General features: G+C 60.7%; 20 protein-coding genes and 1 pseudogene. 14 read left to right on the forward strand and 7 right to left on the reverse strand.

What is annotated here, in order from left to right; all coding sequences use genetic code 11:
• Positions 1-154: 154 nt before the first annotated feature.
• The 6 genes from NTD84_RS04055 (at position 155) to NTD84_RS04080 (ending at position 7,435) form a co-directional block, all read left to right on the forward strand.
• Entirely contained in the window at positions 155-1,204 is a 1,050-nt protein-coding gene (locus NTD84_RS04055) for a YhcG family protein (protein WP_262163727.1), read from the forward strand.
• An 80-nt stretch (positions 1,205-1,284) separates the two neighbouring features.
• A complete protein-coding gene (gene cysM / locus NTD84_RS04060; protein WP_262163728.1) occupies positions 1,285-2,187 on the forward strand; it encodes a cysteine synthase CysM in 903 nt (300 codons plus the stop codon).
• Positions 2,187-3,539 (forward strand): 23S rRNA (uracil(1939)-C(5))-methyltransferase RlmD, encoded by a 1,353-nt coding sequence (gene rlmD / locus NTD84_RS04065; RefSeq protein ID WP_262163729.1) that lies wholly within the window; start codon positions 2,187-2,189, stop codon positions 3,537-3,539. Before cysM ends, rlmD begins: the two co-directional genes overlap by 1 nt.
• Before the next feature lie 123 nt (positions 3,540-3,662).
• On the forward strand, positions 3,663-5,906 hold the full coding sequence (relA, locus tag NTD84_RS04070; RefSeq protein WP_262163730.1) for a GTP diphosphokinase: 2,244 nt from the start codon (positions 3,663-3,665) through the stop codon (positions 5,904-5,906).
• Between the two features lie 124 nt (positions 5,907-6,030).
• Positions 6,031-6,864, forward strand: coding sequence for a nucleoside triphosphate pyrophosphohydrolase (mazG, locus tag NTD84_RS04075; protein ID WP_262163731.1), 834 nt, complete (start codon positions 6,031-6,033; stop codon positions 6,862-6,864).
• 28 nt (positions 6,865-6,892) lie between these two features.
• On the forward strand, positions 6,893-7,435 hold the full coding sequence (locus NTD84_RS04080) for a DUF2058 domain-containing protein (RefSeq protein WP_262163732.1): 543 nt from the start codon (positions 6,893-6,895) through the stop codon (positions 7,433-7,435).
• A gap of 83 nt (positions 7,436-7,518) precedes the next feature.
• Here NTD84_RS04080 and NTD84_RS04085 read toward each other — a convergent pair whose 3' ends face one another.
• From NTD84_RS04085 to NTD84_RS04115, 7 genes and pseudogenes are all read right to left on the reverse strand, one after another.
• Positions 7,519-7,707 carry a hypothetical protein gene (locus NTD84_RS04085; RefSeq protein ID WP_262163733.1) on the reverse strand — a complete coding sequence of 63 codons (189 nt, stop codon included), beginning with the start codon at positions 7,705-7,707 and terminating at the stop codon, positions 7,519-7,521.
• Between the two features lie 384 nt (positions 7,708-8,091).
• The gene (gene fabB / locus NTD84_RS04090) at positions 8,092-9,312 is read right to left on the reverse strand and encodes a beta-ketoacyl-ACP synthase I (RefSeq protein WP_262163734.1); all 1,221 of its coding nucleotides are present in this window, start codon (positions 9,310-9,312) and stop codon (positions 8,092-8,094) included.
• 11 nt (positions 9,313-9,323) lie between these two features.
• Entirely contained in the window at positions 9,324-9,839 is a 516-nt protein-coding gene (fabA, locus tag NTD84_RS04095) for a 3-hydroxyacyl-[acyl-carrier-protein] dehydratase FabA (protein ID WP_262163735.1), read from the reverse strand.
• A gap of 247 nt (positions 9,840-10,086) precedes the next feature.
• Entirely contained in the window at positions 10,087-11,988 is a 1,902-nt protein-coding gene (locus NTD84_RS04100) for an ATP-binding protein (protein WP_262163736.1), read from the reverse strand.
• The gene (locus NTD84_RS04105; protein WP_262163737.1) at positions 11,985-12,917 is read right to left on the reverse strand and encodes an ABC transporter substrate-binding protein; all 933 of its coding nucleotides are present in this window, start codon (positions 12,915-12,917) and stop codon (positions 11,985-11,987) included. Before NTD84_RS04105 ends, NTD84_RS04100 begins: the two co-directional genes overlap by 4 nt.
• 30 nt (positions 12,918-12,947) lie before the next feature.
• Positions 12,948-13,214, reverse strand: a pseudogene (locus tag NTD84_RS04110) (TonB-dependent receptor); the annotation flags it as partial.
• Positions 13,202-13,336 carry a hypothetical protein gene (locus NTD84_RS04115; RefSeq protein WP_262163738.1) on the reverse strand — a complete coding sequence of 45 codons (135 nt, stop codon included), beginning with the start codon at positions 13,334-13,336 and terminating at the stop codon, positions 13,202-13,204. The pseudogene NTD84_RS04110 and the gene NTD84_RS04115, both read right to left, overlap by 13 nt.
• A 196-nt stretch (positions 13,337-13,532) precedes the next feature.
• Between NTD84_RS04115 and NTD84_RS04120 the strand changes: the two genes are divergently transcribed.
• The 8 genes from NTD84_RS04120 to NTD84_RS04155 all read left to right on the forward strand — a co-directional run bounded on the left by NTD84_RS04120 (position 13,533) and on the right by NTD84_RS04155 (position 20,353).
• Complete coding sequence (locus tag NTD84_RS04120) at positions 13,533-14,558, forward strand: NAD(P)H-dependent glycerol-3-phosphate dehydrogenase (RefSeq protein WP_262163739.1); 1,026 nt, start codon at positions 13,533-13,535, stop codon at positions 14,556-14,558.
• 30 nt (positions 14,559-14,588) lie between these two features.
• On the forward strand, positions 14,589-14,936 hold the full coding sequence (locus NTD84_RS04125) for a DUF4389 domain-containing protein (RefSeq protein WP_262163740.1): 348 nt from the start codon (positions 14,589-14,591) through the stop codon (positions 14,934-14,936).
• Entirely contained in the window at positions 14,933-15,388 is a 456-nt protein-coding gene (gene sixA / locus NTD84_RS04130; RefSeq protein WP_262163741.1) for a phosphohistidine phosphatase SixA, read from the forward strand. The genes NTD84_RS04125 and sixA overlap by 4 nt, the downstream gene beginning before the upstream one ends.
• A gap of 113 nt (positions 15,389-15,501) precedes the next feature.
• Positions 15,502-17,169 (forward strand): AMP-binding protein, encoded by a 1,668-nt coding sequence (locus tag NTD84_RS04135; RefSeq protein WP_262163742.1) that lies wholly within the window; start codon positions 15,502-15,504, stop codon positions 17,167-17,169.
• 30 nt (positions 17,170-17,199) lie between these two features.
• A complete protein-coding gene (locus NTD84_RS04140) occupies positions 17,200-17,643 on the forward strand; it encodes a hotdog fold thioesterase (RefSeq protein ID WP_150772815.1) in 444 nt (147 codons plus the stop codon).
• A gap of 139 nt (positions 17,644-17,782) precedes the next feature.
• Positions 17,783-18,589, forward strand: coding sequence for an alpha/beta fold hydrolase (locus NTD84_RS04145; RefSeq protein WP_262163743.1), 807 nt, complete (start codon positions 17,783-17,785; stop codon positions 18,587-18,589).
• On the forward strand, positions 18,586-19,440 hold the full coding sequence (locus tag NTD84_RS04150; RefSeq protein ID WP_262163744.1) for an alpha/beta hydrolase: 855 nt from the start codon (positions 18,586-18,588) through the stop codon (positions 19,438-19,440). Before NTD84_RS04145 ends, NTD84_RS04150 begins: the two co-directional genes overlap by 4 nt.
• A gap of 106 nt (positions 19,441-19,546) precedes the next feature.
• Entirely contained in the window at positions 19,547-20,353 is an 807-nt protein-coding gene (locus tag NTD84_RS04155; protein WP_262163745.1) for a DUF4892 domain-containing protein, read from the forward strand.

Here is a 20,353-nt window from a genome sequence, read left to right on the forward strand (position 1 = left end):
AGTCTGCTCGGGATGTAGGTGCATTAAACACCACGTTTGTTTTGCCGGAGCGTTCTGTTGTTTTTGTACGACCTTTCCTAAAGGGTATGACCGGCATTTTGAGGCTTCCTTGACCGTTTAAGCTGTGCTTTTACTCCTCGTCAAGGATTTGGGCATGAATGCATCCAGCGTTCCAGGCAGCACAGGCAACGACCGTTTCAATGAAGTGCTCTCCCTGATTCATGGTGCCAGGCAGCAGGCGATCAGGGCGGTAAATACCCAACTGATCGAGTTGTACTGGCAGGTCGGTGCTTACATCAGCCGCAAGCTGGAAAAAGCCGAGTGGGGTGATGCCGTGATCGGGCAACTGGCTGAGCATCTCGCTCAGACCCAGCCCGGATTGCGTGGTTTTACCCGACCCAATCTTTTCCGCATGCGTCAGTTTTACGAGACATACCGTGGCGACGAAAAAGTCTCACCACTGGTGAGACAATTACCTTGGACCCATAATCTGGTCATCTTCAGCCAAAGCAAACTGCCAGAGGAGCGGGAGTTTTACTTGCGCATGGCGATTCAGGAGAAATGGTCGAAGCGCGAGCTGGAGCGCCAGTTCAAGGCGGCCCTGTTCGAGCGCAGCGTGACCCAACCTGCAAAAGCTTCGGCAGCCCTGACGCAAACTCATCCATCCGCGCTTGATATCTTCCGCGACGCCTACATGGTCGAATTTCTCGACCTGCCCGGGGCTCATGCCGAAACCGATTTGCATCAGGGGTTGCTCGTGCGTCTCAAGGAGTTCCTGATCGAGTTGGGCCGCGACTTCTGCTTCGTCGGGTCCGAATACCCGCTGCAGGTGGGTGGGCGGGATTTTGCTCTGGACCTGTTGTTTTTTCATCGGGGGCTCAACTGCCTGGTCGCGATCGAGCTCAAGGTCGGTCGTTTCGAGCCTGAATACCTGGGCAAGCTGGATTTCTACCTCGAGGCCTTGGATCGCGATGAACGCAAATCGCACGAAAACCCCGCCATTGGCGTGTTGCTCTGCGCGAGCAAGGATGACGAAGTGGTCGAATACGCCCTGAACCGCAGCCTGTCCCCCGCGCTGATCGCCGAGTATCAAGTCCAGCTACCGGACAAACGATTGCTGCAGGCCAAGCTGCATGAGTTCTATGCCCTGGATGTGGCGCAGGAAGAAAATACTGAATCGACCGGTTATTCCCATAAGACATAAGCACCACACTTTGCGTGATATGGCCTGCGTAAGTTTGCCGGTATGATAGGCGCCCCCGCAGTCTGGATTGCGAATACGCCATGACCTTGCAGTACCCAACCATTGCCGATTGCGTCGGCAACACCCCGCTGGTCCGTTTGCAGCGCTTGCCTGGTGCTACCAGCAACACCCTTTTGCTCAAGCTCGAAGGGAACAACCCGGCGGGTTCGGTCAAGGACCGTCCGGCGTTGTCGATGATCACCCGCGCCGAGCTGCGCGGGCAGATCCGCGCTGGCGATACGCTGATCGAAGCAACCTCCGGCAACACCGGGATCGCCCTGGCGATGGCCGCGGCGATCAAGGGTTACAAAATGATCCTGATCATGCCGGACAACTCCAGCGCCGAACGCAAGGCCGCGATGACGGCGTATGGCGCCGAGCTGATTCTGGTCACCCAGGAAGAAGGCATGGAAGGCGCCCGCGACCTCGCCCAGCGGATGGAAGCCGAAGGCCGTGGCAAGGTGCTGGACCAGTTCGCCAACGGTGACAACCCGGAAGCGCACTACACCACCACCGGCCCGGAAATCTGGCGCCAGACCGGGGGTACCCTCACTCATTTCGTCAGCTCGATGGGCACCACCGGCACCATCATGGGTGTGTCGCGCTACTTGAAAGAGCAGAGCGACAGCGTGCAGATCATCGGCCTGCAACCGATGGAAGGCTCGGCGATCCCGGGTATCCGTCGCTGGCCCCAGGAATACCTGCCGAAGATTTACCAGGCCGATCGCGTCGATCGCATCGTCGACATGGCACAAAGCGAAGCCGAGGACGTGACCCGTCGTCTGGCGCGCGAAGAAGGCATCTTCTGCGGCGTGTCCTCGGGCGGTGCCGTGGCAGCGATGCTGCGTTTGTCCAAAGAAGTTGAAAACGCGGTGATCGTTGCGATCATCTGCGACCGTGGCGACCGTTACCTGTCGACCGGCATTTTCGACGCGCCCAACTGATGGCCAAGCATGAGAGAGGCCTGCGCTTCCAGCCCACGGGCGGCAGTAAAGCCGCGCAAATTCCGACCGGCAAAAAGCAGCGCCTGAGTATCGAGCGCCTGGCCAATGACGGTCGCGGTATCGCGTTTTTCGAAGGTCGTACCTGGTTCGTCCTCGGCGCATTGGCCGGGGAAGAGGTCGAGGCGCGGGTGCTCGGCGCCCATGGCAAAGTGGTCGAGGCGCGTACTGAGCGGGTGTTCCAGGCCAGTGAAGTGCGGCGCCCGGCCCCGTGCCCGCATGCCGGCCGCTGTGGCGGTTGCAGTGTTCAGCATCTGCCTCACGCCGAGCAGCTTGCCCTGAAACAGCGCATGCTCGCCGAGCAACTGTCCAAGGTCGCCGGCGTCGAACCCGAAGAATGGGCAGCGCCCTTGAGCGGTCCGGAATTCGCTTACCGCCGACGGGCCCGGGTGGCGGTGCGCTGGGACATGAAGGCGAAAAAACTCGACGTCGGCTTCCGTGCGGCAGGCAGCCAGGACATCGTCGCGATCAACGAATGCCCGGTGCTGGTACAGCCTTTGCAACCGATCATGACCCGCTTGCCGGAAATGTTGCGGCGTTTGAGCAAACCACAGGCGTTGGGACATGTGGAGTTGTTCAGTGGCTCGAAGCTGGCAGTGTTGCTGCGGCACATGGCGCCGTTGTCCGATGCCGACATGACGATCCTCAAGGATTTTTGCGCATTCCATAAAGCTCAACTGTGGCTGCATGGCGAAGGTGAACCGCAGCCGGTGGAAGCCGATCAGTCGTTGGGCTATCGCCTGGAGTCGTGGGATTTGAACCTGGCGTACCGGCCGGGCGATTTCATCCAGGTCAACGCAGCGGTCAACGAGGCGATGGTGGCCCAGGCGCTGGACTGGCTGAAGCCGACAGCAGAAGACCGCGTGCTCGATCTATTCTGTGGTTTGGGCAACTTCGCCTTGCCGCTGGCCAAGGCCGTGCGCGAAGTGGTCGCGGTCGAAGGCGTGCAGGCGATGGTTGAGCGGGCAGCCGCGAACGCTGCTAGTAACAATCTGCATAACGCGACGTTTTTTCAGGCCGATTTATCCCAGCCTTTGACGGATGCCGAATGGGCGCGCGAAGGCTTTTGTGCGGTACTCTTGGACCCACCGCGTGACGGCGCTTACGAGGTGGTGCGCAAGCTCAAGACCCTGGGCGCCGAACGGTTGGTGTATGTGTCGTGCAACCCGGCAACTCTGGCGCGCGATACGGTCGAATTGATCAAGCAGGGCTACCGGTTAAAACGTGCCGGGATTCTCGATATGTTTCCTCAGACGGCACATGTCGAGGCCATGGCGTTATTTGAAGCGAGCTAGGAAGGCTCGTCTGGTCCGACTGACTTGCCCGTTCAGCACTCGTCTTGGCCCCGCGAGTGCATTCGGCAACGAAGGTCAGCGATTTGACGCATTGAATCTGCGTCGTAGGGAAGGTAAAGCAAGATGGTACAGGTGAGAGCACACCAGCCGATCAACACCGACGGCAGTATCAACCTCGAGGCTTGGCTCGATCATGCGGTCAGTGTCGATCTCGCACTGGATCGCGAAGCCTTGAAGGACGCGTGCGAGTTTGCTCGTGCGTCTGAACAGCAGGCCAATGCGGCGAAAAACCTGTGGTCCGAAGGGACTTCGAGTTTCAGCACGGGCCTTGAGATCGCCGAGATTCTCGCCGACCTCAAACTCGACCAGGATTCGCTGGTCGCCGCGGTGCTTTACCGCGGCGTGCGCGAAGGCCAGATCGAACTGCCGGCGGTGAGCCAGCGCTTCGGTCCGGTGGTTGCCAAACTCATCGACGGCGTGTTGCGCATGGCGGCGATCAGCGCCAGCCTGAGCCCCCGTCAATCCCTGGTGCTGGGCACGCAGGGGCAGGTGGAAAACCTGCGCAAAATGCTCGTGGCCATGGTCGATGACGTGCGCGTCGCGCTGATCAAACTGGCCGAGCGCACCTGCGCGATCCGTGCGGTGAAAACCGCCGACGACGAAAAGCGCAACCGCGTTGCTCGCGAAGTCTTCGACATCTACGCGCCTCTGGCACACCGGCTCGGTATCGGCCACATCAAATGGGAGCTGGAGGACTTGTCCTTTCGCTACCTCGAGCCCGATCAGTACAAGCAGATCGCCAAGTTGCTGCATGAGCGGCGCCTCGATCGCGAGCGCTTCATCAGCGACGTGATGAGCCAGCTGAAAAATGAATTGCAAGCCACTGGCGTCGAAGCCGACATCAGCGGCCGGGCCAAACACATCTATTCGATCTGGCGCAAAATGCAGCGCAAGGGTCTGGAGTTCAGCCAGATCTACGACGTGCGCGCCGTTCGCGTGCTGGTGCCGGAGATGCGCGATTGCTACACCGCGCTCGGTATCGTCCACACCTTGTGGCGACACATTCCGAAAGAATTCGACGACTACATCGCCAACCCGAAAGAGAACGGCTACCGCTCGTTGCACACGGCGGTGATCGGGCCTGAAGGCAAGGTGCTGGAAGTGCAGATCCGCACCCACGCCATGCACGAAGAGGCCGAGCTCGGCGTTTGCGCGCACTGGCGCTACAAGGGCACCGACGTCAAATCCGGCTCCAACCACTACGAAGAGAAAATTTCCTGGCTGCGTCAGGTCCTCGAGTGGCACGAAGAACTCGGCGACATTGGTGGCCTGGCCGAACAGCTGCGCGTCGATATCGAACCGGACCGGGTCTACATCTTCACCCCGGACGGCCATGCCATCGACTTGCCGAAAGGCGCGACGCCGCTGGACTTCGCCTACCGCGTGCACACGGAAATCGGTCATAACTGCCGGGGCGCGAAGATCAACGGGCGCATCGTACCGCTCAACTACAGCCTGCAAACCGGTGAGCAAGTCGAGATCATCACCAGCAAGCACGGCACCCCGAGCCGCGACTGGTTGAACCCGAACCTGGGCTACATCACCACGTCGCGGGCGCGGGCGAAGATCGTTCACTGGTTCAAGTTGCAGGCGCGGGATCAGAACGTTGCGGCGGGCAAGACCCTGCTCGAACGCGAACTCAGTCGCCTCGGGTTGCCGGCGGTGGACTTCGACAAGCTGGCCGACAAGGCCAACATGAAGACCGCCGAGGACATGTACGCGGCGTTGGGTGCCGGTGATTTGCGCCTGGCGCAACTGGTGAACCTGGCGCAGCAGCTGGTCGAGCCGGAGCGTGGCAACGAACAGCTGGAACTGATCCCGCGCAAGGCCACCGGCTACAAGCCGGGCAAGCGCGGCGACATTCAGATCCAGGGCGTCGGCAACCTGATGACGCAGATGGCGGGCTGCTGCCAGCCGTTGCCGGGGGATGCGATCGTCGGCTACATCACCCAGGGCCGTGGCGTGAGCATTCACCGTCAGGACTGCGCGTCGGTGCTGCAACTGGCCGGGCGCGAGCCGGAGCGGATCATCCAGGTCAGCTGGGGCCCGGTACCGGTGCTCACCTATCCGGTGGACATCATCATCCGCGCCTACGACCGTTCCGGTTTGCTGCGTGACGTGTCGCAAGTGCTGCTCAATGAGCGGATCAACGTGCTGGCGGTCAACACCCGCTCGAACAAGGAGGACAACACCGCGCTGATGTCCTTGACCATCGAGATTCCGGGGCTGGATGCGCTGGGGCGGTTGCTGGGGCGGATATCCCAGCTGCCGAACATCATCGAAACCCGCCGTAACCGCACGCCTTGAAGATGATCCTGTGTGGGAGCTGGCCTGCCAGCGATTGCATCACCTCGATTCCCCTGAAAGACCGAGGTGCCTGTATCGCTGGCAGGCCAGCTCCCACAGGGTTTTGTGGTGAGACAGAAAAATAATGTACAGCCTTGAAGACCTGCTGCACCTGATGAACCGCCTGCGCGACCCGCAATTCGGCTGCCCGTGGGACCTCAAGCAAACCTACGCCACCATCGTCCCGCACACCCTCGAGGAAGCCTACGAAGTCGCCGATGCCATCGAGCGCGGCGACTTCGATCATCTGCAGGGCGAGTTGGGCGATTTGCTGTTCCAGGTGGTGTATTACAGCCAGTTGGCCAGGGAAGAAGGGCGCTTCGAATTTGCCGGCGTCATCGACGGCATCACCCGCAAGTTGATCCGCCGTCATCCCCACGTCTTCCCGACCGGCGAGCTGTATGCGCCGCTGGATGTTCCGCGTTTGAGTGAGGAGCAGGTCAAGCAGCGCTGGGAAGAGATCAAGGCCGAAGAGCGCGCGGAGCAGTCAGCAGCGCCGGAGCAACTGTCTTTGCTCGATGATGTACCCTCCGCGTTGCCGGCGTTGTCCCGTTCGGCGAAGCTGCAGAAGCGCGCAGGGCAGGTCGGTTTCGACTGGCCGGACGCCTTGCCGGTGCTGGACAAGGTCCGCGAAGAACTCGATGAGGTGCTCGAAGCCATGGCCGACAACGACCCGGCAGCGATCGCCGATGAGGTCGGTGACCTGCTGTTTTCCGTGGTCAATCTGGCGCGTCATTTGAAGGTCGATCCGGAAACCGCGTTACGCGGGGCCAACAGTAAATTCGAAAGACGCTTCCGTTTTATCGAACAGGCATTGCGCGACACCCACCGTCCCATAGAAGATTGCACCCTCGAAGAGTTGGACGCCCTGTGGGGCGAAGCCAAACGTCAGGAAAAGAATTTGCCCAGCTGCGGTTGAGCAGTGGCCTAAGTGAGAAATAAGCACCATGAGCATTTCCCTTCGCGACCAGTTGCTAAAGGCAGGGCTGGTCAACCAAAAGCAGGCCAAACAGGTCGGCAAAGAGAAGCAGAAACAGCAGCGTCTGGCCCACAAGGGGCAGATCGAACTCGATGACTCCCAGCAGCGTGCCGCTCAGGAAGCCATGGCCGAAAAGGTCAAGCGCGACCAGGAACTGAACCGCCAGCAGCAGGAGAAGGCCGAGGCCAAGGCCCGCGCTGCGCAGATCAAGCAACTGATTGAAGTCTCGCGCCTGCCGAAACTGACCACCGAGGACTACTACAACTTTGTAGACGACAAGAAGGTCAAGCGCCTGTCCGTCAACACGCTGATGCGTAACAAGCTCAGCAACGGTTCGCTGGCGATCGTGCACCATGCCGGTGGCTACGAAGTGATTCCGCGTGAAGCAGCCCTGAAGATCCAGGAGCGCGATCCACAGCGCATCGTGCAGCTCAACGTGCAGACCGAAGAAGCGGCCGCCGAGGACGATCCGTACGCGGCCTATCAGATCCCCGACGATCTGATGTGGTAAGCCGTTAACGGTTGCAACAACGACAAACCCCGCTCATGGCGGGGTTTGTCGTTTTCAATGCTGTAGTGACTTGTGCTTCACGCCTAGGCGGAACGCAATTCACGTTGCTGCTCCAGCGTTTCCAGTTCGGCTTTGTAATTGTGCGCGTCGGTCTCGGAGTGGAACATCCCGACCAGCATGTCTTGCTGGTGCACATCCCAAATACGGATACCGGCGGCTACGCCTTCATGGGACATATGTGAATCGTCGCGTTCAGTTACTTTCACAGTCATCTGCTAGCTCCAATTTCAGTTAGCTGCACCAAGGCATGTGCAGGACTCTGTTATATGTTTTGGTAGCTTGCTAAGTAAACGGCTGTGTTGGGTAACGAGTCATTGCGATTTTTGCAACAATGCTGCAGGCCGCGGAATACGCGACATTCGGTCGCAGGGCAGGGAGTTGCATGACAAAAGCTTCATGTTTCATTCGATCATTTATCTCTGCAGGAGCGAGCATGCTCGCGAAGAACGTTCAGCCACCACAGGCATCCAGACACCCAGCGTCATCGTTCACGACCATCGCGAGCATGCTCGCTCCTATTGTGGGGCAGGGTGTACAGACAAAAAAACGCCCCGAACCAGTCGGGGCGTTTTTGTGTGCGGCAAAGCGGCGGGGTATTACTTGCCCGACCAGCGTTTCAGCACCAGCGTGGCGTTGGTGCCACCGAAGCCGAAGCTGTTGCTCATCACGGTGTTGATGGTGGCGTCTTCGCGAGTCTTGGTCAGGATCGGCATGTCAGCCACTTCCGGGTCCAGTTCGTCGATGTTGGCGGAACCCGCCATGAAGTTGCCTTCCATCATCAGCATGCAGTAGATCGCTTCGTGAACGCCGGCGGCGCCCAGGGAGTGACCCGACAGGCTTTTGGTGGAGCTGATGGCCGGGGCCTTGTCGCCGAACACGGCACGCACACCTTTCATTTCCGCAAGGTCGCCGACCGGCGTCGAGGTGCCGTGGGTGTTCAGGTAGTCGATCGGGGAATCAACGGTGGACATCGCCATCTGCATGCAGCGGATGGCGCCTTCGCCGCTTGGGGCAACCATGTCGTAGCCGTCGGAGGTCGCGCCGTAGCCAACCACTTCCGCGTAGATTTTCGCGCCGCGGGCCAGAGCGTGTTCCAGCTCTTCGACCACGACCATGCCGCCACCGCCGGCAATGACAAAACCGTCACGCTTGGCGTCGTAGGCGCGGGAGGCCTTTTCCGGGGTTTCGTTGTACTGGCTGGACAGTGCGCCCATGGCGTCGAACAGGAACGACTGGCTCCAGTGTTCTTCTTCACCGCCGCCGGCGAATACGACGTCCTGCTTGCCCATCTGGATCTGTTCCATGGCGGTACCGATGCAGTGGGCACTGGTGGCGCAGGCAGAAGCGATGGAGTAGTTCAGGCCCTTGATCTTGAATGGGGTGGCCAGGCAGGCGGAAACGGTGCTGCTCATGGTCCGCGTAACGTAGTACGGCAGAACCTTCTTGATGCCTTTTTCGCGCAGGGTGTCCAGCGCTTCCATCTGGTTCAGAGTGGAGGCGCCGCCGGAACCGGCGATCAGACCGGTACGCGGGTTGGATACCTGCTCTTCGGTCAGCCCAGAGTCTTCGATGGCGCTCTTCATCGCTACATAAGCGTAAGCCGCTGCATCACCAACGAAGCGGAAGGTCTTGCGGTCAATCAGCTCTTTAAGCGGCAGGTCAATGGAGCCGGAAACCTGGCTACGCAGACCCATTTCAGCATATTCCGGGTTGAACCGGATGCCAGGGCGGCTTGCACGCAGGTTAGCGGAGACGGTCTCTTTGTCATTGCCCAGGCACGAAACGATGCCCAGACCAGTGATAACGACGCGGCGCATGCGGATAACCCTTAGAAGTTGTCAGTGGAGGTGAAAACGCCGACCCGAAGGCCTTCGGCGGTGTAGATCTCGCGGCCGTCGACACTGACCGAACCATCGGCGATGGCCAGGTTCAGCTTGCCTTTCAACACGCGCTTGATCTGAATGTTATACGTAACTTTTTTGGCGGTCGGCAGGACCTGACCGAAGAACTTCACTTCGCCCGAACCCAGCGCACGGCCGCGGCCCGGAAGGCCTTGCCAGCCGAGGAAGAAACCGACCAGTTGCCACATGGCGTCGAGGCCCAGGCAGCCTGGCATCACCGGGTCACCTTCGAAGTGACAGGCGAAAAACCACAGGTCCGGAGTGATATCCAGCTCGGCGACCAATTCACCTTTGTTGTACTTGCCACCCTCTTCGCTGATATGGGTGATGCGATCCACCATCAGCATGTTAGGGGCGGGCAATTGCGCGTTACCTGGGCCGAACAGCTCACCGCGACTGCAGCGCAGCAGGTCTTCCCGAGTAAAGGCGTGTTGTTTGGTCATGCGAGCTCCTCAATAGTCCCATGCGGCAGGTGGGGCAAATCTTCCCGGCCGATCGAAGCGTTCATGCCTCGAGTCAGCAGCCTACTCATAGACTATTGCGTTGTGGTGAAAGTCACAGCACCAAGGACATGAATGTACACTTGTGCACTGAAATTATTATACAAGCCCCTTTTCGGGCCTGATCGGGTGCCTAAGACTGCCGCACTTTCGCCTTTCACGCCAGTCGCAGATGGTCGAAAGGCCTGCACTACTGCACCCATCGCTGCAGAATCTGCTGCAAATCCGCACGTTTGAACGGCTTGGCCAGATAATCGTTCATACCCGCGGACAGGCAGGTTTCACGGTCGCCCTGCAAGGCGTTGGCGGTCAGCGCAATGATCGGCAGATCGGTGCAACCGGGCAATTGGCGGATCTGTCGAGTGGCCTCGTAACCGTCGATGATCGGCAGCCGGCAGTCCATCAGGATCGCTTCGAAAATCAGGCTTTCGGCGCTGCGAACCGCCTGGGCGCCGTCGGTGGCGACGCTGACCGTAAACCCCAGGCTACGCAGCATCGCCTCGATGACCGTCTGGTTGACCGGATTGTCCTCGACCAGCAGCACATTGCGCCCTGCGCCATCACCACTGTCGGTCAGCGGGCGCGGCGTCAGCACCGGCAGCGTCTGTTTATAGAGCGCCAGCGGGATTTCCAGGGTGAACACCGAACCGCGGCCTTCTTCACTCGTCGCGCGCAAGGTACCGCCCATGCGTTCCGCGAGGGTGCGGGCAATCGGCAGCCCCAACCCGGTGCCGCCGTAACGCCTTGAAATAGAACTGTCGGCCTGCTGGAACGCGTTGAACATCAGTTCCAGGCTTTCCGGCGAGATGCCGATTCCGCTGTCGCGCACGGTGCAGGTGAACCACAACAATTCGTGATCCAGCGACTGCCACTGCGGTTCGATGGTCACGCGGCCCTGCTCGGTGAACTTCAGCGCATTGCCCACCAGGTTCACCAGGATCTGCCGGATACGCGTCGGGTCGCCCTGAACCTGCAAGGCATGCATGTCGTCGGGAATCAGCAGGGCCAGATCGAGCCCACGTTGCGCCGCGCTGTGCTGGAACGACTGGGCGCAGCTGCTGATCAGGTCGGCCAGGTTGAACGGAATGTGCTCCAGCTCAAGCTCCGAACGTTCGATGCGCGAGAAGTCGAGGATATCGTTGATGACCTTGAGCAGGTGTTCTGTGGACTCCGACGCCAGCGCCGCGTACTCGACCTGTTCTTCGGTCATCTCGGTGGTTTCCAGCAGTTGCAACATACCGAGCACACCATTCATCGGCGTGCGCAGTTCGTGGCTCATCATCGCCAGGAAATCTGATTTGGCGTTGTTGGCCTTTTCTGCTTCTTCCCGCGTCTGGATCAACTGCGCCATGGCCTGGTGCTGTTCGCGGCTGGCCTGTTCGAGACCGCTGGCGAGGTTGTTGATGTGCTGCGACAGCGCGCCCAGTTCGGTGTCGTCGACAATCGGCAGCGGGGTCTTGTAGTCGCCGCTCTGGATCGCCTTGACCGCGTTGCCGATATCGCGAATCGGCTGCGACAGACTGCTGGCCAGGCGCCGAGCGATCAGGCAGGTAAACAGCAGGGCGAATGCCGCCAATATGCCGGCCTTGAACAGGATTTCCTGTTGACGTTTGCTGAACGCATCGTTCGACAGACCGACGATCACCCGGCCCAGATAATCCTCGGAGGACGCGATGTTGGCGACTTTGCTGGCCTGGAAAAAATCGTTGTGCAGCGCGATCCGCTGCAAGCGTACCGGCGCCTGGAACACTTCAACCTGTTGCGAGCGGGTGTGGGTTTCCGACGGGTGCTCGACGTACACCAGAATCCGGTTGGCGCTGTCCTGGACTTCCAGAAAGCGCACGTTCGGCGTGGCCAGCATCGCCTTGAGCAGGCTTTCGAGCACCTCGTTGTTGCCGGAAATCACCCCGTATTCCGCGGCCGGCGCCAGTTGGTTGGCGATCAGTTGCCCGGTGTGATTGAGCTCCTGACGCAAATCCTGAATCCGCACGAAGGTGAAGAAACTGATCAACAGCAAGGTCAGCAGCAGGGCAGGGCCGAGGCTGATGATTTGCGTACGGGTATTGATGTCCCAACGACGACGGAAGGTCATGGGCGGCTTTCTCCTTCGGCCAACTGTGTTGCCACAAACGCTTCGTTAATCTGTTCAAGGCCCAATGAACGAGCCACTTGCGGGTTACTCAAGACTTTGAAGCGGTTGGCGTAATGCGTGCGTGGCCACGTGGCCGGTGGTCGGTCGAGCAGTTCGTTGAGAATCGCCAGCCAGTCGTTCTGGTCGCTGTAGCTGCTGGCCAGGCTACCGGCCTTGACGAACCCGACGTTCGGGCCGATCAGCGCAGTTTGCCGGGCGTAGCTGCTGAGCAACAGGTTCTTCGCGGTTTTGGGGTTGTACAGGTCGGGATCATCGAGGCCTAACAGTACGTCGCTGTTTCGCAGCAGGGTCTGCAGCGGTCGACTGTCATTGGTGTTGTCCCAGTGCTCGGCGACGATTTCCAGGCCCAGGGGCTGGGCCGCCTGGCGCAATTCGTTCAAGAGGAATTCGCTGTGGTTGTCGTAGAGCACGCCGACCCGTTTGGCCTGGGGCAGCAGGAGTCGGACCAGGCGCAGTTGCCGATCCGGCGGCGGGTCGCTCCAGAGCAGACTCAAATGGGCGGGGGTAGTAGCCCCCAGGCGTTGCCGTGCTTGCAGGCGACTGATGCGCAGCACCAGCGTCGCCGGGCTTTGAGGGTCTTGCAGGCGCCAGTCGAGACTCGGCAGGTCGAGCAAAATCAGGCGGGTTCTGCCGGGCAGTTTGCTCGGTGCCGGCAGGCTGGCCAAAGGCTCGAAATGCACGGTGTCGCCAGGGCGCAAGTGGCCAAGGGCTGTCGCGAACGCCTGTATGCCGGTACTGTCCTCGGCGCCGGTCAGCAAAATGTCCTCGGCACTGGCGGACAGGCTCGGCAGCCAGCCGGCAAACACCAGGCACACCCCGGCCAGCAGGCGGCCAAGGGTTGGCGTCTTCCGTGACGGCCACGGCAGCATCTAGAACACCCGCTCCGCGCTGAAGTCCATCACTCGCCGTTGGTCGAGCCGGGTTTCGCCGCCAGTGAAGCGCGCACTGTTCCGGGCACTGCTCTGGCCAAAGGCACTGGGATGCAGGTTGGTCACCCGATAGCTCCAGTTGATGCTGTTCTCGAACATCGCCCCGCCTTGCACCCGCCAGTGTTCGGTCGCCCGCCATTCGAGTTGGCCGATGGTACGCCAGGTGATGTCACCGAGTGTGCCGCTGACGCAGGTCGCGGAATCGGCCCGGTCGTAACGATAGTTCATGCCGCTGAGTCCCGGGCGCCGCTGGCGCTGACCAGTTCGCTGTCGAGAAACAGATCGTCAGCCAGCAACGGCGGGCTGAACATCAGCGCCAGAACCAGCGGCGAGCGAGGTGAAGCGGAGCCGAACGACACATCACATCCTTGATAGCGAGTAACTGGCGCGCATGTTAACCGAGCCCGTCGACTTTTCCAGTCACGATAGCGGCATTTTCCTCGGATTTATTGGTCTTCTTCTGACAAGTGCCGCTAATTGATGCGGGGGCTGGCCGCCACTGGGCCGCTCCGTATAATGCCGGCATCGCCACTGGTATGGATTAACGGATTGCATATGACTGAACAGCGCCCGATTGCGGTCCTGGGAGGCGGAAGTTTTGGTACCGCCGTGGCTAACCTGCTGGCCGAGAACGGGCATCAGGTCCGCCTGTGGATGCGTGATCCCGAACAGGCCGAGGCCATCCGGGTCAACCGCGAAAACCCGCGTTACCTTAAAGGCATCAAGGTCCTCCCCGCCGTGGAAGCGGTGACTGACCTGCTCGCGACCCTGCAAGCCTGCGAGTTGTGTTTCGTTGCGTTGCCTTCGAGCGCACTGCGCTCGGTACTCGCGCCGCACGCAGAGCGCCTGAGCGGCAAGATGCTGGTGAGCCTGACCAAAGGCATCGAAGCCCACACGTTCAAACTGATGAGCGAGATCCTCGAAGACATCGCACCGCAAGCGCGCATCGGTGTGTTGTCCGGGCCGAACCTGGCTCGTGAAATCGCCGAACATGCATTGACCGCGACGGTGGTCGCCAGCGAAGACGAAGAGCTCTGCCAGCACGTGCAGACCGCGCTGCATGGCCGCACTTTTCGCGTGTACGCCAGCGCCGACCGCTACGGTGTGGAGTTGGGCGGGGCGCTGAAAAATGTCTACGCGATCATTGCCGGCATGGCGGTGGCGCTGGGCATGGGCGAAAACACCAAGAGCATGCTGATCACCCGGGCACTGGCGGAAATGACCCGTTTCGCGGTGAATCAGGGCGCCAATCCGATGACCTTCCTCGGGCTGGCGGGGGTCGGTGACTTGATCGTGACCTGCTCGTCGCCCAAGAGCCGTAACTATCAGGTCGGGTTCGCCCTCGGCCAGGGCTTGAGCCTGGAAGATGCGGTGACCCGCCTGGGCGAAGTCGCCGAAGGCGTGAACACCCTGAAAGTGCTCAAGGCCAAGGCCCAGGAAGTGGGCGTTTACATGCCGCTGGTCGCGGGGCTGCATGCGATCCTGTTTGAAGGGCGCACGCTGAATCAGGTGATCGAGCTGCTGATGCGCGCCGAACCAAAGACTGACGTCGACTTTATTTCCACCAGTGGTTTCAACTGATCACGCTTTGATAGAGGCAGGGAATTGCACATGAACGATCCGAAAGTAGAGGCCAGGTACGAGTCCATCCTGCTGCGGGTGTTGTGGATGATCGTCTTCCTGCTGGTGTGGCAGGTCGCGCAATTCATCCTCGGCGCCGTGGTACTGGTGCAACTGGTCTATCGTTTGTTCTATGGCGCGCCGAGCGCCAGCCTGATGAATTTCGGCGACAGCCTGAGCCAGTTCCTGGCCCAGATCGGTCGTTTCGGCACGTTTCATACCGACCAGAAACCCTGGCCGTTCGCCGACTGGCCAACGCCGCGTACGCCGGAAGGTGAAGCGCCGCACGTTGTGGCGCCGACACCCCATCCGGCCCGAGATGAGGAACCCAAGCTATGAAACTCTGGGTATTGCGTCATGGTGAAGCCGAGCCACACGGTAAACGTCCCGATTCCGAACGCGCGTTGACCGCCCACGGTCGGGAAGAAGTATTGCGCACGGCCGCCGAGCTGATCGGCACACCGATTACGGCCATCTACGCCAGTCCCTACCTGCGCGCGCAGGAGACCGCCGAAATCGTGCGGACGGCACTGGGCTTCGCACCGGAAATCCGCACCGTCGAATGGCTGACCCCCGACAACCGCCCGCAAGCGGTAGCCGAGCAGTTGGTGTCCGTGGACCACGCGCTGCTGGTCAGTCACAACCCGCTGGTGGGGAATTTGCTGGGTTACCTCCAGCACGGCCATGTGCAGGACCCGGAAGCGGTGCAAACCGCAGGTCTGGCGGAACTGGAAGGTGATTTGCCGCTGGCGGGCGCGATGAAGCTAAAAGGCATCAAGCACCCAGGCTAGACAGCGCTCCCACTGGAACCTGCTTCGAATCGTTTTTTGTAATGAAATAGTCGACCAAGCAACCGCTTGGTTGACTACGCTTGCTCCAGAACAAAAACACAGGAGCGAGTCGCATGTCTGCTGCTTTTCGTTTGCCGCTGGACGTCTTCTACGAACGTGAAGCCCGTCATCCTCGCCAGCGCTTTCTGGTGCAACCGGTGGGCGGTGGTCAGGTCGAGACGCTGACCTGGGAAGACGTCGGTCATCAGGCCCGTTGCGCCGCGCACTGGCTGCGGTCGCGGGAATTGCCCCAAGGCAGCCATATCGCGCTGATCTCGAAAAACTGCGCCCACTGGATCATCGCCGACCTGGCGATCTGGATGGCCGGGCATGTTTCCGTGCCGCTGTACCCCAACCTTACCGCCGAATCCATCGCGCAAGTGCTCCAGCACTCCGAAGCGGCGCTGGCGTTCATCGGCAAGCTCGATGACTGGCCCGGCATGTCCCGCGGGGTCAGCCCCGACCTGCCCACCATCAGCCTGCCCCTGCATCCGTCCGGGAGCTTCCCTTTCAGTTGGGCTGACTTGCAGGCGTATTCGCCGATCCAGGACGACCCCAAACCTTCCGCCGACCAGTTGGCGACCATTATCTACACCTCCGGCACCACCGGCCTGCCCAAGGGCGTCATGCACAGCTTCGGCAACCTGGGATTCGCCACCACCCGCGGCACGCAGTTGTTCGGCCTCAATGAGTCCGATCGGCTGCTGTCGTACCTGCCGCTGTGCCACGTTGCCGAGCGCATGTTCGTCGAACTGGCGGCAATCTATACCGGGCAAACCGTGTTTTTCGCTGAGAGCGTCGATACCTTCCTTACCGATTTGCAGCGCGCACGGCCGACCGCGATGTTTGGCGTACCGCGTATCTGGACCAAGTTCCAGATGGGCGTGTACAGCAAGATCCCGGCAAAGCGCCTCGACTTTCTGCTCGGGCTGCCCTTCATCGGCAAGCGGGTAGGGCACAAAGTGCTCGCCGGGCTCGGGCTGGACGCCTTGCGTGTGGCGCTGTCCGGCGCGGCGCCGGTGCCGCAGACCTTGCTACTGTGGTATCGCAAGCTCGGGCTCGACGTGCTGGAGGTGTACGGCATGACCGAAAGTTGTGGGTATTCCCACATTTGCCGGCCCGGCGAGAATAAGCCTGGCTGGATCGGCAAGCCCTGCCCGGAGGTCGAAGTGCGGATCGCTGAATCGGGCGAAGTCCTGGTGCGCAGCGGCGCGACCATGCTCGGTTATTTCAAGGAGCCGGAAAAAACCGCCGACACGATTACCGAGGACGATTTCCTGCGCACCGGTGACAAGGGCGAACAGGACGCTGAAGGCAATCTGCGCCTGACCGGGCGCCTGAAGGAAATTTTCAAAACCAGCAAAGGCAAATACGTGGCCCCGGCGCCGATCGAAAACCGCCTGGCAGTGCATTCGCGGATCGAGCAGGTGTGCGTGGTCGGCGACGGTTTGAGCGCGCCGCTGGGATTGTGTGTGCTGTCGGCGGTCGGGCAGCAGGATGCCGATGGAACCGCGCGCGCCGGCCTGCATTCTAGCCTGGAAAAACTTCTGGAGGAGGTTAACGGCGCCCTCGATAAACATGAGCGCCTGCGCCGGCTGGTCGTGGTCAAGGACAGCTGGGCCGTGGAAAACGGCTTCCTGACGCCGACCCTGAAGATCAAGCGCAACGTGATCGAAGCGGCCTACGGTGCCCGGTTCGAGGAATGGAGCGAGCGCAATGAGGCGGTGCTGTGGCAGGATTGAGCCGAACCAATCCAACAAAGGATGTCAGCAATGAGCTTGTGGCGTACCACTCCCAATATCGAGCAGTTGAACGCGATCCAGAAGAACACCATCGGCGAAGTGCTGGATATCCGCTTTGAGGCCTTCGACGAAGAATCGCTGACTGCGAGCATGGTCATCGACCACCGCACGCACCAGCCTTATGGTTTGCTCCACGGCGGCGCATCGGTGGTGCTGGCGGAATCGGTCGGCTCCATGGCCAGCTATCTGTGCATTGATGCGAGCAAGTTTTACTGCGTAGGCCTGGAAATCAACGCCAACCACCTGCGTGGGCTGCGCAGCGGCCGGGTGACGGCGGTGGCCAGGGCGATTCATATCGGACGCACGACCCATGTCTGGGACATCCGGCTGACCAGTGATGAAGGCAAGGCCAGTTGTGTGTCGAGACTGACCATGGCGGTGGTTCCACTGGGCGAAAATCCGCCGGCACGCTGAACACCGGCGTTGCTCGAATCGCCGCGTTCCGGAATATAGCCCTGACCGGACTGTCATCATTCCTGGCAGTTACAGTCATTGCTGCCGGACCTGCTCTTACGGACAATCAACGCCTGATTTCGCTTATGGATTTGCCGGTATGTCGCAGCAGGTATTTTTCGCCCACGCCAATGGTTTCCCTTCGGGAACCTACGGCAAGTTGTTCACGGCGTTGGCGCCGGAGTATCAGGTCGCCCATTTGCAGCAACATGCCCATGACCCGCGTTTTCCGGCGGATGACAACTGGTACAACCTGGTCGATGAGCTGATTCACCACCTCAAGCAACAGGCGGAACCGGTGTGGGGCGTCGGGCATTCCTTCGGCGGCGTGCTGCACCTGCATGCCGCGTTGCGCTGTCCTGAACTGTACCGCGGCGTGGTGATGCTCGATTCGCCAGTGCTGACCCGCGCCGATCAATGGGTGATCCGCGCGGCCAAGCGTTTCGGTTTCATCGACCGGCTGACACCGGCAGGTCGTACGTTGGGACGTCGGGAAGAATTCACCGACCTCGACAGTGCCCGCCGCTATTTTGCCGGCAAAACCCTGTTTCGCAGCTTCGATCCGGAATGTTTCGACGCCTATCTGCAGCACGGCCTGCACAAGGTCGGCGACAAACTGCGCCTGCGTTTCGACCCGGCCACGGAAATCAGTATCTACCGTGGCGTGCCCGATACCAGTCCCGGCCGGGCGCGCCAGTTGAAAGTGCCGCTGGCGGTGGTGCGCGGGCACAAGAGCCGTGTGGTGATGCGCCATCACGCCAGTTCCGTCGGCCGCATGCCGTTGGGTGAATCCCTGACCATGCCCGGCGGGCACATGTTTCCACTCGAACGTCCCCAGGACACGGCCGCACTGCTGAAGAGTCTGTTCAGTCGCTGGGACGCTCGCCATCAACAGGATTGTGCATGAGCAATGTCGTGGAAGAAGTTCGCCTGAGCCTGCCGCACATCGAGCTGGCAGCGCACCTGTTCGGCCCGGAGGACGGCTTGCCGGTGATCGCCTTGCACGGATGGCTGGACAACGCCAACAGCTTCGCCCGGCTGGCACCGAAGCTCAAAGGGCTGCGCATCATCGCGCTGGACATGGCCGGTCACGGTCATTCCGGACATCGTCCGGCGGGGGCCGGTTACGCGATGTGGGATTACGCCCATGACGTGCTGCAAGTCGCCGAACAACTCGGTTTGAAGCGTTTCGCATTGCTGGGACACTCCATGGGCGCCATCGCTTCGCTGATCATCGCGGGATCAATGCCGCAACGCGTCACCCATCTGGCATTGATCGACGGCATCATCCCTCCTACAGACAAAGGCGAAAATGCCGCTGAGCGCATGGGCATGGCCCTGCAGGCGCAGCTGGATCTGCGGGAGAAACGCAAACCGGTCTACACCACCCTCGACCGCGCCATCGAAGCCCGCATGAAGGGCCTGGTGGCAGTCAGTCGCGAAGCCGCCGAACTGCTGGCCCAGCGTGGCCTGATGCCGGTGCCGGGCGGTTATACCTGGCGCACGGATAATCGCCTGACGCTGCCATCGCCGCTGCGTCTGACCACCGAGCAGGCAATGGCCTTCGTCCAGCGCGTCAGTTGTCCTGCACGCTTGGTCGTTGCGGCCGACGGCATGCTCGCCAAACACTCTGAGTTGCTGGAGCGTCTACCCTTTAGCCGTGAACAGCTGCCTGGCGGTCATCATTTGCACCTGAATGACGAGCCCGGTGCCGACCTTGTCGCAGACTGTTTCAATCGGTTCTTCGCCGTTCCTTGACTTGCGCCGGGCAACTGTCGAGGCTGGGCGGGTTGAAAAGGGAGACAACCATGATCCATCTCTACACCGAAGGTGCCCGGGCCATGCTGATCCGATGAGCTTATCCATGCGTTCACTCAGTCTGCTGGCGCTGTGTTGTTTCAGTCCGTTGTCGTTTGCCGCCGATGTGCCGGGCAGTCAGGACCTGCCGATCGTGCCGCGTGTCACCGATTCGCAGATCGTCGACTATCGCCCGCCGGTCGAGCTCGAACGGATCTACCCAATGGGGTCGATTCGCAAGATCAGCGGCCAGTTGCGTTTCGACGGCCAGGTCAGTGCCCGTGGACAAACCACATCGGTGACCTACGAGCTGCCCTCCGAGCATTCCTCTACCGAAGCGTTTACCGTCGCGCGCGAAGCCTTGCAGAAACAGGACGCCCAGTTGCTGTTCTGGTGCCAGGCCCGTGATTGCGGGGAAAGCAGCCTGTGGGCCAATGAAGTCTTCGGCAACGCCAAGCTCTATGGCGCTGACGATCAGCAGGCGTATCTATTGTTGCGATTGGCCGCCCCTCACGACAATACGCTGGTGGCGCTTTACGGCATTACCCGTGGCAATCGCAAGGCTTACCTGCACGTCGAACAGTTCGACGCGGCGGCCCCGCTGGGAGATTTGTTGCCGACCTCCGCAACCCTGTTGAGGGAGCTCAAAAGCACCGGTGAACTCGATTTTCCGAAATTGACCGAAGCGCCGGACGAAACCTGGCTGCGCCTGCTTTCCCGCGGCCTGAACCTGGACACGACCCTGCGGGTGAGCGTTTCCGGGCCGAACGCCGAAGCCTGGCGTCAGGCATTGATACTCCAGGGTGTGCGCGCGGCACGCATGGAGACGGGCAGCGTCGAAGGCTCTGGCCTGCACATCGAGCTGTTGCGATAA

It is taken from the genome of Pseudomonas sp. 14P_8.1_Bac3, from assembly GCF_025466085.1.
Taxonomy (GTDB): domain Bacteria; phylum Pseudomonadota; class Gammaproteobacteria; order Pseudomonadales; family Pseudomonadaceae; genus Aquipseudomonas.